17 protein-coding genes are annotated in these 16,037 nt (G+C 62.3%); 10 read left to right on the top strand and 7 right to left on the bottom strand.

Annotation, left to right across the window (positions count from 1 at the left end):
- Positions 1-1,215 (top strand): hypothetical protein, encoded by a 1,215-nt coding sequence (locus ACKTSM_RS00420; protein WP_407875179.1) that lies wholly within the window; start codon positions 1-3, stop codon positions 1,213-1,215.
- Positions 1,215-2,312: an endonuclease NucS domain-containing protein gene (locus ACKTSM_RS00415; RefSeq protein ID WP_407875178.1), complete on the top strand. Its 1,098-nt coding sequence runs from the start codon at positions 1,215-1,217 to the stop codon at positions 2,310-2,312. The genes ACKTSM_RS00420 and ACKTSM_RS00415 overlap by 1 nt, the downstream gene beginning before the upstream one ends.
- Before the next feature lie 224 nt (positions 2,313-2,536).
- Here ACKTSM_RS00415 and ACKTSM_RS00410 read toward each other — a convergent pair whose 3' ends face one another.
- The 4 genes from ACKTSM_RS00410 to ACKTSM_RS00395 form a co-directional block, all read right to left on the bottom strand.
- Positions 2,537-3,259: a hypothetical protein gene (locus ACKTSM_RS00410; protein ID WP_407875177.1), complete on the bottom strand. Its 723-nt coding sequence runs from the start codon at positions 3,257-3,259 to the stop codon at positions 2,537-2,539.
- Positions 3,256-4,728 (bottom strand): O-antigen ligase family protein, encoded by a 1,473-nt coding sequence (locus tag ACKTSM_RS00405; RefSeq protein WP_407875176.1) that lies wholly within the window; start codon positions 4,726-4,728, stop codon positions 3,256-3,258. The genes ACKTSM_RS00410 and ACKTSM_RS00405 overlap by 4 nt, the downstream gene beginning before the upstream one ends.
- A 106-nt stretch (positions 4,729-4,834) precedes the next feature.
- On the bottom strand, positions 4,835-5,104 hold the full coding sequence (locus tag ACKTSM_RS00400) for a hypothetical protein (protein ID WP_407875175.1): 270 nt from the start codon (positions 5,102-5,104) through the stop codon (positions 4,835-4,837).
- A 135-nt stretch (positions 5,105-5,239) separates the two neighbouring features.
- Complete coding sequence (locus ACKTSM_RS00395; protein WP_407875174.1) at positions 5,240-5,854, bottom strand: lasso peptide biosynthesis B2 protein; 615 nt, start codon at positions 5,852-5,854, stop codon at positions 5,240-5,242.
- Between the two features lie 4 nt (positions 5,855-5,858).
- On the opposite strand from ACKTSM_RS00395, the gene ACKTSM_RS00390 reads away from it, so the two are divergent.
- From ACKTSM_RS00390 to ACKTSM_RS00375, 4 genes are all read left to right on the top strand, one after another.
- On the top strand, positions 5,859-7,766 hold the full coding sequence (locus tag ACKTSM_RS00390; protein WP_407875173.1) for an asparagine synthetase B family protein: 1,908 nt from the start codon (positions 5,859-5,861) through the stop codon (positions 7,764-7,766).
- 2 nt (positions 7,767-7,768) lie between these two features.
- Positions 7,769-7,897 (top strand): lasso RiPP family leader peptide-containing protein, encoded by a 129-nt coding sequence (locus ACKTSM_RS00385; RefSeq protein WP_407875172.1) that lies wholly within the window; start codon positions 7,769-7,771, stop codon positions 7,895-7,897.
- A gap of 281 nt (positions 7,898-8,178) precedes the next feature.
- On the top strand, positions 8,179-8,949 hold the full coding sequence (locus tag ACKTSM_RS00380) for a hypothetical protein (protein ID WP_407875171.1): 771 nt from the start codon (positions 8,179-8,181) through the stop codon (positions 8,947-8,949).
- Between the two features lie 37 nt (positions 8,950-8,986).
- Complete coding sequence (locus tag ACKTSM_RS00375) at positions 8,987-9,268, top strand: PqqD family protein (protein ID WP_407875170.1); 282 nt, start codon at positions 8,987-8,989, stop codon at positions 9,266-9,268.
- Here ACKTSM_RS00375 and ACKTSM_RS00370 read toward each other — a convergent pair.
- Both ACKTSM_RS00370 and ACKTSM_RS00365 read right to left on the bottom strand, forming a co-directional pair.
- Entirely contained in the window at positions 9,265-10,938 is a 1,674-nt protein-coding gene (locus tag ACKTSM_RS00370) for an ABC transporter ATP-binding protein (protein WP_407875169.1), read from the bottom strand. The two genes, ACKTSM_RS00375 and ACKTSM_RS00370, sit on opposite strands and share 4 nt — an antisense overlap.
- Positions 10,935-12,086 (bottom strand): nucleotidyltransferase family protein, encoded by a 1,152-nt coding sequence (locus ACKTSM_RS00365; RefSeq protein ID WP_407875168.1) that lies wholly within the window; start codon positions 12,084-12,086, stop codon positions 10,935-10,937. Before ACKTSM_RS00365 ends, ACKTSM_RS00370 begins: the two co-directional genes overlap by 4 nt.
- A gap of 187 nt (positions 12,087-12,273) precedes the next feature.
- Between ACKTSM_RS00365 and rfbA the strand changes: the two genes are divergently transcribed.
- From rfbA to rfbB, 4 genes are read left to right on the top strand one after another with little or no spacing between them, the layout of a single operon-like run.
- Positions 12,274-13,164 (top strand): glucose-1-phosphate thymidylyltransferase RfbA, encoded by an 891-nt coding sequence (gene rfbA, locus ACKTSM_RS00360; protein WP_407875167.1) that lies wholly within the window; start codon positions 12,274-12,276, stop codon positions 13,162-13,164.
- Positions 13,161-13,706: a dTDP-4-dehydrorhamnose 3,5-epimerase gene (rfbC, locus tag ACKTSM_RS00355; protein ID WP_407875166.1), complete on the top strand. Its 546-nt coding sequence runs from the start codon at positions 13,161-13,163 to the stop codon at positions 13,704-13,706. The genes rfbA and rfbC overlap by 4 nt, the downstream gene beginning before the upstream one ends.
- Positions 13,703-14,548 (top strand): dTDP-4-dehydrorhamnose reductase, encoded by an 846-nt coding sequence (gene rfbD / locus ACKTSM_RS00350; protein WP_407875165.1) that lies wholly within the window; start codon positions 13,703-13,705, stop codon positions 14,546-14,548. The genes rfbC and rfbD overlap by 4 nt, the downstream gene beginning before the upstream one ends.
- Positions 14,541-15,593 (top strand): dTDP-glucose 4,6-dehydratase, encoded by a 1,053-nt coding sequence (rfbB, locus tag ACKTSM_RS00345; RefSeq protein ID WP_407875164.1) that lies wholly within the window; start codon positions 14,541-14,543, stop codon positions 15,591-15,593. The genes rfbD and rfbB overlap by 8 nt, the downstream gene beginning before the upstream one ends.
- Positions 15,594-15,605: 12 nt before the next feature.
- Here the strand turns inward: rfbB and ACKTSM_RS00340 are convergent, their stop codons facing one another.
- On the bottom strand, positions 15,606-16,034 hold the full coding sequence (locus ACKTSM_RS00340; protein WP_407875163.1) for an acyltransferase: 429 nt from the start codon (positions 16,032-16,034) through the stop codon (positions 15,606-15,608).
- Positions 16,035-16,037 lie beyond the last annotated feature (3 nt).

The raw sequence follows: 16,037 nt of genomic DNA, 5'->3' as shown, positions 1-16,037 counted from the left end.
ATGATTGACGTCACCATGACCCAGCATCCCGTTGGTCAGGGCGGGTTGATGAGCGGGCTCCTCGAAATTCACGGGGCAAGCTTGCGTTGGGTCTACGATTGCGGCTCCAACCAGACTGACGCACTCAACCGCGAGATTGCAATTGTCGCGGCGCAGGGTGACCTTCAATTGCTCTTTCTGTCTCATCTGGACAGCGATCACGTCAACGGGATCGACAACCTCCTGGCGAAAGCCCGCGTGGAGGAGGTCGTGCTGCCTTACCTTCGCGACATCGACCGCATCGTTGCCGTAGCGCATGATGCGGCGATGGGGACGCTGACAGGTGGGTTCCTGACGTTTCTCGATGACATCGAGGGCTGGTTTCGCGAGCGGGGCGTTGAGCGGATCACCTTTATTGAGCCCAGAGATGATGACGATGACGGAGGCGATGGACCGTTCCTGCCAGAAGGCGGGGACGGCAGTGGTGAGGGGCCAATCAAACGCGAATGGGTTGGTCAGCCTGTCGTTCCACCCGATGGTGATGGAACAGTCCACGATCCGGAGAATCCATCGGTACAGCGGTTGGAGGACGGGGCAACAGTGCATCTTTGGGCGGGCCAGCCGTTAGACTGGATATTGTCTCCCCACGCCCACAGGCCTTCGAAATCAGCTTTGGCCGCTTTCGAGGCGGAACTCACCAAGCGCTTTGGTGAAATGCACTCCGATCCAAACTTTCTGAAGATCATCCTCGCCGACCAGAGCCTGAGAACCGAACTCAAAGAGTGTTACGACGCTATCTGGAAGGATCATAACTTGGTTTCGATGGCTTTGTATGCTGGACCGGTGCAGAGCGACGCCTGGATTTCCTGGAGTGACCGTAACTACCGTTTTCCGTGGTTTTCGCGTCGACGTCATCGCGGCGCAGTAGGCTGGCTTTGTTCGGGTGATATGCATTTGGACGTCGTCCGACGCAGAGATGCCTTCATCAAGCACTATCGCCGCCTCGTAGACAAAGTGAACGTCTTTGCTCTGCCTCACCATGGTTCACGCGCAAACTTCAGCCTTACGCTTTTCAGTGAGTTGCCGAACGCCTCCCAATTCGCCGCCGCCGCCGGACCCAATAGCTACGGTCATCCATCAGAGCACGTGATACGCGCGGTACAGGCTGAAGGCAGGACTTTCGTTCATGTGAGCGAGCATTCGCACACTGCCTTGGAATGGAGGCACCACATCTAATGCCCCAACGCACCGCCCTTTGGACCGTCTCCGATCAACCATCCTCGCTTCCCGAAGCGACGTTTCCCTCCGAGCGCCTGCTCGAGGATATGATCATTGCCGCGCCGCGCATTCTCTCCGACGAGTGGATGCTAATCGGACGTCAGGAGCGGACGGTGACGGGAAGGCTCGACCTTCTGGCCGTTGCCCCAGATGGCGCGCTCGTTCTCATCGAACTCAAGCGCGATCGGACGCCCCGAGAGGTGGTAGCTCAGGCGCTAGACTATGCATGCTGGGTCGAAGATCTGGAAGCTGATGACATCGCCGCGATCTATGATCGCTTCGCACCGGGCCGGGACTTGGCAGCCGATTTCCGAGTTCGCTTCGGACAAGCTCTGGATGAGGACGAACTGAACCAAAGCCATCAAGTGGTCATCGTCGCAACGCATCTCGATGAAAGTAGCGAGAGGATCGTGCGCTATCTCGGTGACAAGGGGATCGCCATCAATGTTCTTTGCTTCCAGGTGTTCGATCATGGCGGGCAGCAACTGCTGAGCAGAACTTGGCTGGTCGATCCCGTCCAGACGCAGGTCAGCGTTTCTACGCCGACTTCCCGAGGTCCGAGGGAGCGCGAGCCTTGGAACGGGCAATTCTATGCCTGCTTTGGCCACAGTGAGACGCGCGATTGGTCTGAAGGGCGAAAGTACGGCTTTATCAGTGGCGGCGGCGGAACGTGGTATAGCAACACCCTCAATCTACTCTCTCCTGGCGACCACGTCTGGGTAAAGGCACCTGGCTACGGCTTTGTGGGCGTGGGCGAAGTTGTAGGTCCACGTGAACCAATAACCGAGTTCAAGATTGAAGTTGACGGCGAAGAGCGTCCTGCGACGGAAGTTTTGCATGGCGGCACGTACCATCGGGAGGCAATCGATGATCCAGAACGGATGGAGTATTTCGTCCCAGTGAAGTGGCTGCACTCCGTGCCGATCGAAGCAGCGGTCAACGAAATTGGAATGTTTGGGAACCAGAACACGGTCTGCAAGCCCACAACACCAAAATGGCGCACCACCGTGGAGCGTTTGAAGGACCGATGGAGGCTCAATTTGGATCTGAAGTAGGTATCGGAAATTGCCAATGCGGCGCTCATCTCCAAAAATGAACTCAATCGAATGAGGTTCGGCATCGAACCCTATTCGGCCTCAGGGCAAAGGGGCCTCTATCGGGGCCTTGCTTGAAATCTCGGATGCAAAATGCAACGCTATCAATGAGATGGATGGTCATTTCGAGTCCTCTTCTGGCACCATTTGCAGATCAAATGTCGATGCCAGTAGCAACGGCGCGGCTACTGGCAGTTCCGCGCCACCATCTTCTCGAATTCGGCGCTTGCGCTGTCGTCGCGGCGCGCGAGGGTCTTGCTGGCCAGCGAGAGGGCTTCGCAATCGAAGCGGGTACCGTTCTCGCTTGTTTCGCGGACGATCTCGATGAAGGCGTCAGCGGGCATGACCCGGGCGCCGCGTTGCAGAAACTGATTGTGCCAGCGCGTGCCGCCACTCACGATGCCGGTCAGTGTCCGCCGTCCTTCGCCGCCGGGTTCAGCGAGGACAGCGGTGCCGAGCTCCTCGAGCAAGGCATCCTCGGTATTGCGGCGCAGGAACAGCGCGGCATATCGTTTCGCCGCTTCGGCTGCGTCGCCGGCGTCGAGGGCGAGGCGAAGCAGTGTCTCCTGTGCGAGAGGTTCGCGCCATCCGCGCTGGGCCGCGTACTGGATCGTGAGCGCGCTTGACTGGGCATCGCCGGCCGCAAACTGCGCCTGTGCCAGGATCCGGAGGTGCTCGGCCGGAATCGGACGCCTTTCGACCAGCCTGCGGGCCTCGACCAACATTCGGTCCGGATCGTCAGAATCGAGTGCAAGCGCCGCGATCGGGCGCTGGGCGACCGAACGGACCGGTTCGGGCACCTCACTGGCCAGGCCAAGGGTTTTGCCCGACTGTCGATCGAGCTGAACCCCCGCTGTGACAATGGCGATGGCAAGCAGCGCCAGCCGCCAGTTGATGCCTGCGATCATGTTGATTGCCCTCCCATCTCGGTCTCGCGGCTGCTTGAGAATCGCACGAGCAAGACCAATGCAAGGCTGGCAATGACCAGGAGCGCCTGGTTGCGAAGCGGATAGTCCGTAATGGATTGCAGCGCGATGCATAGAAGGACAGTGGCGCCTGCCCACGCAATCCAGCGGTCGGGAGAGCGTCGGGCTCGCCAGCTGAGCCAGCCAATCGTCACGAGCCAGGCGGCGACCAGCGCCAGGCCCGGCAAGCCCGCTTCGATCGCGACCTCGAGGTAGTCGTTATGCGCGCGGCCGGCCCGGCGCACCGTCATGTTTTCGAGCGATTCGTCGACCTGGAAGACTTCGCTGAAAGTGCCCATGCCCGAGCCGACGGGCCAATAGCGTTCCGCAGCATAGGTTGAATCATCCCAGATGTAGATGCGCGCATCCTCGATGCCCTTGTCGAACCGCTCGAGCGCCATCCCCATCCTGCCCGGGGACGATATCAGGATCGCTGCAAAGAGGGTCACGACAACGCCTGCTCCTGCGATCCAGATCCAGTGGTGCCCGCGTGGCATAAAGTGATGATAACGTGATCGGCCTGCGAAAATGCGGAAGCCGGCGATCGCGAGCGGTATCAGTGCCAGCACGATGGCGGTTCGCGACCGTGTCAGCACGATTGCGAGGACGAGTAGAACGCAGGTGACAAAGCGCAGCATGGGCGCGATGTGGTTCACGCGTTCGGGTGCCGGGAGAAGGGTGGCAAGCGCCAGCACGCCAACCAGGAAGAGACCGGTCGAATTGCGGTTGGCAAAGGTGCCGAACAGAATGCCCGGCATCGGGTTCTCCGGGTAGAGCACTCCGGTCTCCGAATTGCTGAGCACCTGGGGAACACCGAGCAGGAAGTTTGCCAGACCCAGGGCCACGGCGATCCATCCGATGGTGATGAGGGTCGATCGCCTGGAGCTGAATCCGATGACCAGGAGCGCAAGCGGAGCGATCAGGCCTGTCAATGCCAGGAGCGTGCGAATCGGGTCGAGACTGGCCGGATACCAGGCATTTGCGGCTCCATCTTCTGCAACAAGCGAGAGCGATTGCGCGACCAGTTCGCGCCCCGGAAGCGCGGTCCAGATCGCTGGAGGCAGGGGGATGATCTGAATCAATGGGACCAGCAGGGTCAGGAGAACAAGGGTGCGCAGCGCAAGCGGTGTATCGCTCCAGAACGCGAGAAATGCCTTCCGGTGGAACGAGAGCGCGACGAGGGCCGCGAGCTGCACCATCAGGTTGGCTAGCCCGTATTTCGAACCGCCCCCGCCCAGGGCTATGGCAAACACGAGAATCGCCAATAGCGCGATGAAAGTCGATCGATTGGCTCGGGCCGCCAAAACGGCGTCGTTCCGCGTCATTCCCACCCCTGCTTGTTGCTTGCCGATCCGGCCATGGCCCCTTGTTGCGCAGGCGGATTCGCGGCGCAAAGGAAAAATGGCAAGCATGGGCCCGCGCGCCAAATACCTTTCAGGCAAAGAAAAAGCGCCCGGGACGGACCCGCGCGCTTTTCTTCGGCTCCGGCGCTAGGCCGGGCCATACAGACCCTGTCGCTCAGGTGCCAGGCGACTGGTCGTTATCTTCGCTATCCACGGCGATGATGATGCCGGCGATCGCAGCAGCTGCCGCGAAAAGGGCAAGAATGACCGAACCGCCGCGCATTTCTTCGCCTTCGGCGTCGCGAGCCATGCCCGGCTGTGCGCTGGCGCTGGTGTAGACCGGCGTACTGTCGCTAGCACGGGTGTTGGCCTGGGCAGCGATCGGAGCGAAAGCCATGCTGGCTGCGGCCGCGGTCACCATCAGGCGAGACATCGATTTGATCATTGGATTGCACCTCTTTTGAATTCTTCAACGGGATTCCTAGTGCAGCGCACAAGGTTTGACAACAGGGTGTTACGAAAAATTGGTAAACGAAGCGTCCCCGTGCGTTTTCATGCCAATTTCCCGTCTAACGTCGGACTAACCGATCTTCGGTCGGTCGGTTCCGGTGCCCGGGGCCGGGTCTTGCTCCGAATCGGAAAGGATCGGCGCGTACCTGTCGATATCGCCGCCGGTTACGACGAAGTCCCCGTGAACCAGCCAGGCATGCGCACCGAAAGGCGCATCGCTCGGCAATTCGACCCCGATTCGCATCTCACTGGCAATGCCGAGCGATAACAACCAGTTCTGGGCGGCCATGGCCTGTATCAGGCAGTCGCTTCGCCACGGGAGCCGATCGGACAGGCGCGGAATGACATAGCCAATCCTGGCAAGCCGGCGCTCCAGTTGGCAATCGCCTCCGGTTGCGGCCTCTTGCGCGCGCCTGTTGCGTTCGGGGATGGTCCTGGTCTCGAAGGAGGCAAACGCGATGCGCGCGCGGATGAGCTCGGCCAACGCCCGCAGCCCGTAAGCGGCAAGCCAGCCCAGATCGCCAAGCGTCGGCTTTTGCCCCTCGGCCGGTATGTGAGTTTGCGCGCTATTCATCATGTGCCTATGAGTGCGCGCGGCCATGGCACACGGCCGGGCGGCCTGCCAAGTGTCGCTGAGCGCCAGGCCGCTTTTCACTTTTCGATTCCGTTCGGGAGCGTAGCGCACAGCAATGTCTGTCATCGGAGCCATATTCGAAATCGGCGGCACCAGCCAGGCGATGGTCGATGCGATGGAGCAAAGCCTGCGTGCGGTTCCGCACGACCAGGCCGCCCAGTGGCGCGAAGGGCCAATGGCACTGGCTTGTGCAATCCGTCACACGACTGGCGAATCGCATGATGCGGCGCAGCCCGTCACCACTGCCAACGGCAAATTCGCGGGCGTATTCGCAGGCCACCTGCTCAATCACGAAGAGCTTTCACGCGAGCTCGAGACCTGCGGGGTTGCGCTTCGCAATGCCTCGGACGCGGAGATCGCGCTGCGCGGATACGAGACCTGGGGCGCCGGCATCGCTGAACGATTGCGCGGGGAATTCTCGCTCATCATCGCCGACATGGCCCGCCAGCGCCTGTTCGTCGCGCGCGATCACCTTGGCTTCGTCCCTCTCTATTTCCGCAAGGAGAAGGGCAGGCTGATCGTGGCGTCCGACTTGCGGACGATCGCGGCGCTGAGCGAAACGCCGCTCGAACCTGACCGGTCCTATTTGGCGCAAGTCATCGCCAACCGCTGGTATCTGCGCGAGGAAACCGCCTGGCGGGGGGTTCGCCGGGTGGTGCGCGCTCACTGGATGACCTTTGACGGGGCACGAATCGCGAAGCAGCGATACTGGGAGCCGCCGACCGAGGTCACGATCCGCTACAAGAACGAGCGCGATTACGTCGAACATTACCGCGAATTGCTGTTCGACTGCGTTCGGCGATCGACGCGTTGCGACCGGCCCGTCGGTATCGCGGTGAGCGGCGGCCTCGATTCATCGGCCATATTCTGTGTCGCCGACCGGTTGGAACAGGACGGGCTCCTGCTCGCTCCGGGCTTTGCGGGCTATTCGCTCGCCGCGCAGCAGGGCAATGCGTTCGAACTCCCATACGCGCGCGCAGCTGCGGCCCATGTCGGACGAGAGCTGACCGAGGTGCCGCTGTTTGACCCCGACATCGACTGGTACACCGCCGATGCCGCCTGGCACCGCGACATCCCGATCCCTTCGAACGGTGCCATGATGCTCGACATGGAGCGTCGCGTGGTCGAGGACGGATCGCGCGTCCTCATCAATGGCAGCGGCGGCGACGAATGGCTGCAGGGCACAACGCAATATTACCGCGAATTCATCGCCGAGAGCGATCTCGCCGGGATCGGCGAGGCGCTGGCTCGTGATGCGAAAGCGATGGGTTGGCCAAGGGCCCTGCGCGAAATGGCAAGGCAGACCATCGCCGAGCTGACACCCGATGCCATCCGTCGCCCCATCCGCAAGCGCTTGCGAGCAAAACGCCGTTTAGGCCGAAACGCGATCGGGTGGCTGGCGCCGCAATGGCGCAATATGCTCGTCGAGGCCGAAGAGGCATACGAGGCCGAGATGCCCGACAATGGCGTTCACTGGGCCAAGCGCAACCTGGCGACCAGCCCGTTCAGCGATCTCACGCATGGCCTGATGCGGCGGCAACGCACGCTGATCGGTCTCGAATCGCGCCATCCCATGCTCAGCCGGGATTTCATCGAATTCTCGCTCCGCACGCCCGCGCACATCAAGCGAAAGGGGGCGGTAAGCAAGGCTATTCACCGCGAATCGATGCAGGGCATTCTGCCGCAAGTTATCCTCGACCGGACTTCCAAGGCTAACTTCACCAACACCAAGATCGACATGCAATTCGCCGATTACGTCCGCGCCCATGCGAATGATCACCTCGGTACGATGTGCGATCGCGAGGGGCTGCTAGAGGTCCTCGCGGTCGATTACAGCGCGCCGGAAGGCGATCTATGGGCATGGGAAATTTGGGGTCTTTACGCGTCCGCTGCATTTTTGTATCAGTGCAAACGCGTAAACGAGATTAACCCTGCCACTGGGGTGCAACAGGACAGGACCTGACCATGACCAAGACGACCGAGAAAAAAAAATACGAAGCTCCGCGCCTGACCGTCTTCGGTTCGGTTCGCAATCTCACCGGTGGCAGCGGAACCAGCTTCCGCGACGGTGCGATCACCAACGTCCGTTTCTGATCTGACGCGCTTGGCTGCAGACCTGCAGCCGCCGGCAGTTCAATCGAGAGGCGCTCCCATTGTGGAGCGCCTCTTGTTGTTTCTGACTGCCAGGCCATGCGATCGCCTGCTTGGGCCTAGGTGCTTGGCAAAGCGAGCTGAACGCGCAAGTCTGGATTGACCAACGAGATCGACGCGCCTGAGAGGCGAGCCTGATGGACTGGGAAGCCAAATCTCCACGCCCGCAAGAGGCGCTCGGTCAATCGCCTTACGACAGGTGGGTGGCACCGAACGGCACCTGCATGGCGGAATTTTACCGCGTCGATGACCGATACCTCTTGCGCTTTCCCGGCCAGGTCGACTTTTCCGTGCAGCCGGGCGCGAACGGCGATGCGCACGAGGTGACGGGATGGCCCGTGCCCGGTTGCGAGTCCGACCAGCTGGCCAACCTCTATCACAACGCTATCGAGCCGCTTCTGGGTAATCACACGGGCGGGCTGTTCCTTCATGGCAGCGCGGTGCGGATCGAAGGCGGCGAAGGGGCGATAGCGTTTCTCGGCCTCTCGCGCGGCGGCAAGACCACGCTCGCCGGCGCCTTTGCGCGGGCCGGCCATGCCTTCATGACCGAGGACGTTATCGACCTCGATTGTGAGGAGGGCACCTATTGGCTTCAGCCGAAGCGTTCGAAACTGCGGCTCTTTTCGGACAGCGCCCGCCACCTGATGGGGCCCGACACGAAAATCCGCGATGAAGATCGCAAGCAGGACATCGAGGCCGGCGACGAATTCCCCTTCGCCAGCGCCCCTGTAGCCTTGCGGCAGATCTACGTGCTCGGCAGCGACCACAACGCGCCTCTTTCGATCATGCGCTTCAGCCTGCAGGAAGCGCTCGGCGCGCTGATGCCCCATGCGTTTATCCTCGATGTCGAGGACAAGGCGCGGCTGCGGGGACATTTCACGCGGATGGCGGACCTTGCGCAGGAGATCGGCTGCTACGCCCTTGACTACACCCGCGATTACGCCGAACTGCCGCGCGTCATGGACGCGATCCTCGAAAATTACCGGACGCGGTAAAGTTTGGGGACGGCGCGCAAACAGCGGATGGCGAACAATGCAGGCACAAGACAAGCTGAAAAGATCCGACGATGTCGTCTCCCGCGAAGTCGGGGGCGAACTGGTCCTGCTTGATCTGGAAGGCGGGCAGTATTTCGGGCTCGACCAGGTCGGCGCGCGCGTCTGGGAATTGCTTGGTGACGAACCGCAAACGATCGCCAGCCTTGCAGATGATCTGGCCGGCGAATTCGACGCCCCGCGCGAGCGGATCGAGGCAGACCTGCTCGATCTCGCAACCCAGATGGGCGCGCAGGGCCTCGTGACCCGATTGGAGAACTAGCGGGCGTCGCTCGCGATTTCACGCACTCCGCCGGGCCCGACCTTGAGCACGCGATCGGCGAGGGCAAGGCTGGCCGGGCGATGGGTGATGATCATCACGGTGCGCCCCTCCAGCGATTCGACACAGTCTTCGACAAATGCCGCCTCGCTTTCGAGGTCGAACATGCTCGTGGCTTCGTCGAGGATCAGGATCGGAGGATCGCAAAACAGCGCGCGGGCAAGAGCGATGCGCTGGCGCTGGCCGCCGGACAGGCGCACGCCGTTATCGCCGATTTCGGTATCCAACCCGTCCGGAAGCGAGGCGATGAAATCCTCGGCCTGGGCGAGGCGCGCCGCCTTTGCGATGGCCTGTGGGCAGGCGTCCGCTTTCCCGAAGGCGATGTTTGCGCTCACCGTGCCGTTGAACAGCAGCGCGCGCTGCGGAACATAGCCGAACTGGCGGCGCAATGACTGGATCTGGAGCGCCTCGATATCGCGGCCATCAAGCCTGATAGTGCCTCGATCGGGGCGATAATAGCGCAGGAGAAGGCGGACCAGGGTCGACTTGCCCACCCCGTTTTCCCCCGTCAGAGCCACGATCTCGCCCGGGGCGATTTCAAGGTTGAGGTCCCTGAACACCGGGGCGCGTCCGGGATAGCCGAACTCGACCTGTTCGAACGCGATGCCGCCATCGGCTCGGCCGATCGTGTCGCCTTCATCATAGCCGGGCTCCGGCTCCAGCGACAGCACGCCTTCTAACCGGGCCAGCGTTCCGCGCGCCATCTGGTAGATGCCGTAGATGTTGGCCAAGCCAGCAACCGGCCGGGTCAAGAGCGCGGCATAGAGCAGGAAGGCGAAAAGCTCGCTCACAGGCCTGCCTTCGCCCGACAGCTGGTCGTGCGCCACAAGCAGGACGCCAATCGCGGCCACAGCGGCGAAAAGCGCCATGACCGGACCGATAAACGCGTTCAGCCTCGCCTGTCCCAGTGCGAGTTTCCGCGATTTTTCGGCCGCGGCGGCGAAATTTTTGCGATGCTCGGCTTCGACTGCGAAAGATTTGATGGCGGGCAGCATGGCCAGGTCGCGCTCGGTTATCGCGATCAGTTCGGCTTCGGCGCCGCGCACTTTCTGCGACACCTCGCGCAGCCGCCGCCCGGCGACTTTTGCCAGAACATAAAACGCCGGAACCAGCAGCGGGACGATGAGGGCCATCGCCGGATCGATCAGGAACAACACCGCAACCGCGCCCAAGGCAGTGACGATCTGGGCGGGCGCATTGGCGAGCGATGCGGCGAGGAAATCGCTGAGATTGCCGACCTCGTAGGAAGTGAGGGCGAGAATGTCTCCGCGCCTCGCGTCATCGTGAAAGGCGATCGGCATCATCTGGACATGGGCGTAGATGCGCTTGCGCAGCTCGGTGAGGATGCGGGTCGATGAACTTTCGGACAGAACCGCCGCAGCGATATTGAGCAGCGTCATCAGGACCAGGATAACGACGAGCGCCACGAGGACCTGCGTGAGATCGAGCGAGACCGACTGCCCGGAGCTGCCTGCCAGGACTCCCCCCAGCAATTGTGCTGCGAGCCAGGGCAAAGCGAGCGTTGCCGCCGAGCTCAGGAGTGTGAGCGCTGCGATCAGCAAGAGGTGACGCTTGAATTTCAGCGCCCATTCGATCCAGAATTTCAGGCTCATTGCGCCGCCGCCTTGCGCAGGGCACGCCGCGCGCTATCGGCCAGCCATCTGATCTGGAGGAGGGCGGTCGGCCAATTTCGCGCCTGCGGATAGCGCGTGAGCAGGTGCTTGCGCGGAGGCAGGCCGCGATAGCGCACCAGCCGCAGGCGTTCGCCCCAATCTGCCGTGCGCAGATCGAGCAGGAACTGGCTCACCGGGTCACGGCTCCCGAAGAGGATCGCGAGATCGCGGTCGAGCGGTTCGCAAGCGAGGCGGCGGGCGACGTCGGGTGGCACGCTCGTTCCGAGGTCGCGTGTGGCCCCGTCGAGCGCCTCTGCCACCAGGGCGGCGCAGCGGCGCTTCTCGCAACGCGCGGCAAGGGTCTCCCAGTCATCGCTGTTCATCGCAGCAGCAAGAAGGTCGAAATCGACCGACCAGATCAGGCGGCGCGCCCCGGTCACGCGGCCGCTTTCCGCGAAATAGCCGTGCTCGCGATGCCATTTCTGGTTGATCGCGGCGTGCAGGAGCATGGTCGAGGTCGCGGGCCTCGAGGCGTTTGGCGAAAGCCGGGGCAAGGCGACGCGATGAACGAAGAAATCTGACTGCGGCAATCGCGAGCGGAGGACCGGCCGGTCTGAGGGTTGCCAGTGCAGGTCGATCGCGTGCTCGAAGAAGCCGGCCGCCGGATGCAGCCAGCCTTCCTGGTAATTCAACCCATGGGGGTCGTCTCGCCGGTGCCAGCCCAAAGCGGCTAGGGTCGTGCGCGCCTTGTCGGCATCTTCGGGGCGGATGAGGAGATCGCTGTCGCCGCGCCGCCGGTCGGCCGGGTCGGCGTGAAAGGCATAGGCGAGCGCCGTGCCTTTCATCATCACACTTGCGATGCCTGCTTGCGCCAGGGCCTCGACCGCCTCGGCGATCAGTGCCCGGTGCGTGCTTTCCCATAGCCCGATCAGCCGCGCTTCCTCTGCGATGCGTTCGAGCAATCGAGGTGGCCAGCCGGTTAATGCCTGAGCGTGGCTGTGAAGCAGCATCACGATCCCGTGATATTCGATGCGCGCCCAGACATCCTGCCAGCTCGCATCGTTCTGCTCAGGCCAGGGTGCTCGGTCGCCTGCCCGCAGCCGGCGCAGCGTGGATGCAAGGAAACCGTTGATCGAAGTCTGGTCCATTCGAGCCCTGGCGCGTGGATACGCGACCCCTCGCCGCGCATATCTGGCCGCATGCAACAATTGCGCTGCTTTGGCCAGCATGGTGCCTGATGCTTTGAGCACGGCCAGATTAAGTGTTGACCACCTATTGGCCCACTGCAATGCGGTGGGCCTGCGGCTTCCAGCATGCTTGAAAGACGGGACAATAGTGAACACGACACGCAAAGGCATCATCCTGGCGGGGGGCTCAGGCACGCGGCTGTATCCGCTTACCCGCGGTGTCTCGAAACAATTGATGCCGATCTTCGACAAGCCGATGATCTACTACCCTCTCAGCACCCTGATGCTGGCCGGGATCAAGGACATCCTAATCATCACCACGCCTGAAGATTCCGCGCAGTTCCAGCGCGTGCTGGGCGATGGGTCCGATTTCGGTGTCGCGCTTTCCTATGCCGTCCAGCCCAGGCCCGAAGGCCTGGCACAGGCCTTTCATATCGGGGCTGATTTCGTCCGGGGCGGGCCGAGCGCGCTGATCCTGGGCGACAACATCTTCTATGGCCATGGCCTGCCCGAACTGCTGCGCAGTGCCGATGCGCGAAAGTCGGGATCTACCGTATTCGCCTACCGGGTCACTGACCCGCAGGCGTTCGGAGTGGTCGAATTCGACGACGAGGGCAAAGCCGTTTCGATCGAGGAAAAACCGCGCGAGCCTAAATCCAATTACGCGGTCACCGGCCTCTATTTCTACGACGAAACCGTCGTCGACCGTGCGCGCGATCTCAAGCCTTCGGGGCGAGGCGAACTCGAGATCACCGACCTCAACCGGCTCTATCTCGACGAACGGGCGATGTCGGTGGAAATCATGGGCCGCGGCTTCGCGTGGCTCGATACCGGGACGCAGGCTTCGCTGCTCGATGCGGCGACCTATGTCCGCATCACCGAAGAGCGCCAGGGCCTCAAGATCGCATGTCCCGAAGAAATCGCATGGCGACAGGGTTTCATCGACGACGACAGGCTCGCCGAGATCGCCGAACCGCTCAGAAAGTCGGGCTATGGCGAATATCTCCTGCAATTGCTCGAAAGACCGGTGCTCTCGTGAAGATCACGAAGACCGCCATTGCCGGCCCGTTGATCATCGAACCGCGCGTATTTGGCGATGATCGCGGGTTCTTCATGGAAACCTGGAACCAGGCCGCCTTTGCCGAGGCCGGGCTGGACATGGGCTTCGTGCAGGACAATCACAGCCATTCGCAAAGGGGTGTCTTGCGGGGGCTGCATTTTCAGAACCCCGGCGCTCAGGGCAAGCTCGTGCGCGTCGCGCGTGGTGCGGTTTACGATGTCGCGGTCGATCTGCGCCGCTCCTCGGCCACTTTCGGGCAATGGGTGGGTGTCGAACTGACGGCAGAAAACAAGCGCATGTTCTGGGTGCCAGAAGGTTTCGCGCACGGTTTCCTGACCCTGAGCGATGACACCGATTTCCTCTACAAGTGCACCGCGCCCTATGCGCCGCAGGACGAGCACACACTGGCCTGGGATGACCCGACGGTCGGCATCACCTGGCCGGATACGGGCTGCGACCCGATCGTCTCGGAAAAGGACGCTGTCGGCCTGGCGCTTGCTGACGTGCCGGCTTTTTCATGAAGGTCCTGATCACCGGAGCTGGCGGGCAATTGGGCGGTGCGCTGCAAAAGACCGCGCCGTCGTGGGCGGACATCACCGCGATCGATATCGCCGATGTCGATCTGACCGACCGCGAGGCGCTCGCCGCCTTCATCGACGGGGCTGCGCCTGAGCTCATCATCAATGCCGCCGCCTATACTGCGGTCGACAAGGCGGAAAGCGACGAGAATCTCGCCCGGTCGATCAACGCCGATGCCGTCGCGGTCATGGCGCAGAGCGATGCGAAGCTCGTCCATGTCTCGACCGATTTCGTATTCGATGGCTCCTCGCCGCGCGCCTATCGACCCGAGGATGAGCGCGCGCCGATATCGGCATATGGCCGGACCAAGGCCGAGGGCGAGGACCACGTTCGAGATGGGGACATCCTCGTCCGCACGGCCTGGGTCTACGAGGCAGGCGGGGCGAATTTCGTGCGCACCATGCTCCGCCTGATGGGCGAACGCGACGAACTTGGCGTTGTGGCCGACCAGATCGGTGCGCCGACCTGGGCCACCGGGCTCGCACGAGTGATATGGGGGCTGGTCGAAAGCCAGGCGCGAGGCACCTTTCATCACAGCGATGCGGGCACGGCCAGCTGGTACGATTTCGCCGTGGCCATCGCAGAAGAAGCACATGCGCTCGGCATGTTGTCGAACATGCCGACGATCCGTCCGATCGCGACCAGCGATTATCCCACGCCCGCACGCCGACCGGCGTTCTCGCTGCTCGATTGCAGCGCGACGCGGCGCCTGCTTGGCGATGACCCGATCCATTGGCGCACGAACCTGCGCACGATGCTCAAAGAGGAAAAGGCCCTTGGCTAACATGCTCGTCACCGGCGGCGCCGGCTTCATCGGTGGCAATTTCGTCCATTACTGGGGTGAGTGCCATCCCGGCGATGATGTGGTCGTGCTCGACGCGCTCACCTATGCGGGCAACCGTTCCACCCTTGATGGAGCGGCGAATTGCGAACTCGTCGTGGGCGATATCCGCGACACCCAACTTGTCGAGGACTTGCTCCGCAGCCACGCGATCGACACCATCGTGCACTTTGCCGCCGAAAGCCATGTCGACCGCTCGATCACCGGGCCCGATGCGTTCATCGACACCAATATCCTCGGCACGAACAGCCTGCTCAAGGCGGCGCGTGCGGTCTGGCTCGATGGCGACGGGCGCGATCACCGGTTCCACCACATCTCGACCGACGAGGTGTTCGGGTCGCTCGGCATGGACGATCCTGCCTTCAGCGAGACGACCGCCTATGCCCCAAATTCCCCCTATTCGGCATCGAAGGCATCCTCCGATCACCTGGTGCGCGCTTATCACCACACGTTCGGCCTCGAGGCGACGACGACCAATTGCTCGAACAATTACGGGCCCTACCAATATCCCGAAAAGCTCATCCCGTTGTTCTTCCTGAACGCGCTGTCGGGCAAGCCGCTGCCGATCTATGGCGACGGGATGAACGTGCGCGACTGGCTCCATGTCGAGGACCATTGCTGCGGGATCGAGGCATGCCTTGCCAAGGGCCAGCCGGGCGAAACCTACAATATCGGCGGAGGCGCGGAACTTCCCAACATGGAAGTGATCGATGCGATCTGCCGTGAGGTCGACCGGGCCTTCGAAGAGATCGAGGGCCTTGCCGAGCGTTATCCCGAAGCGCCTGCCGCCAAGGGGCGCAAGAGCGAGACGCTCAAGACCTTCGTCACCGACCGCGCCGGCCACGACCGCCGTTACGCGATCGACGAGACCAAGGCCCGCAAGGAACTGGGCTATGCGGCCAGCCGCACTTTCGACGAGGGCTTGCGGCAAACCCTGCGCTGGTATCTCGATCGCGAAGACTGGTGGCGCCCGCTGCTCACGCAGTGACCGGCCAGCTGGTCAATCATCCTCGACCTGCCGCGCCGGGTTCCCGCGCACGCGCGATCCTTCGGGCAAGTCCCTGGTGACGACCGCGCCCGGTTCGATCACCGATCCCGCTCCGATCGTGATGCCCGGCATGATAATGGCACGCACGCCAATGACCGTGTCGCTGCCGATCCTGGTGTCGAAATAGATGCCCCGCGTCATGTCATGCGTGAGCACCGAGGCTTCTTCGTCGATCACGCAGTTTTCGCCGATATGGATGCCGCGCGGCCAGGTGCGGTCGATATAGGCGCTTGCCGCGATCCAGGCGCTGGGGTGAATATCCATCCCCCAGACACGCTTGCGAACGAGGGCATCAAGGCGCTGACGCAGGCTGCGCGCCCTCTTAACGCTGCGGGTCGAAGTCACTATGACGCTGTCATCCGGCGCAATTCTGTCGGTCATGTA

Origin of the sequence: Qipengyuania nanhaisediminis, assembly GCF_045862805.1 — a bacterium.
Taxonomy (GTDB): Bacteria; Pseudomonadota; Alphaproteobacteria; order Sphingomonadales; family Sphingomonadaceae; genus Erythrobacter; species Erythrobacter nanhaisediminis_A.
The sequence above is the reverse complement of the archived record's forward strand: the minus strand, read 5'-3'. Positions and strand labels throughout refer to the sequence as shown.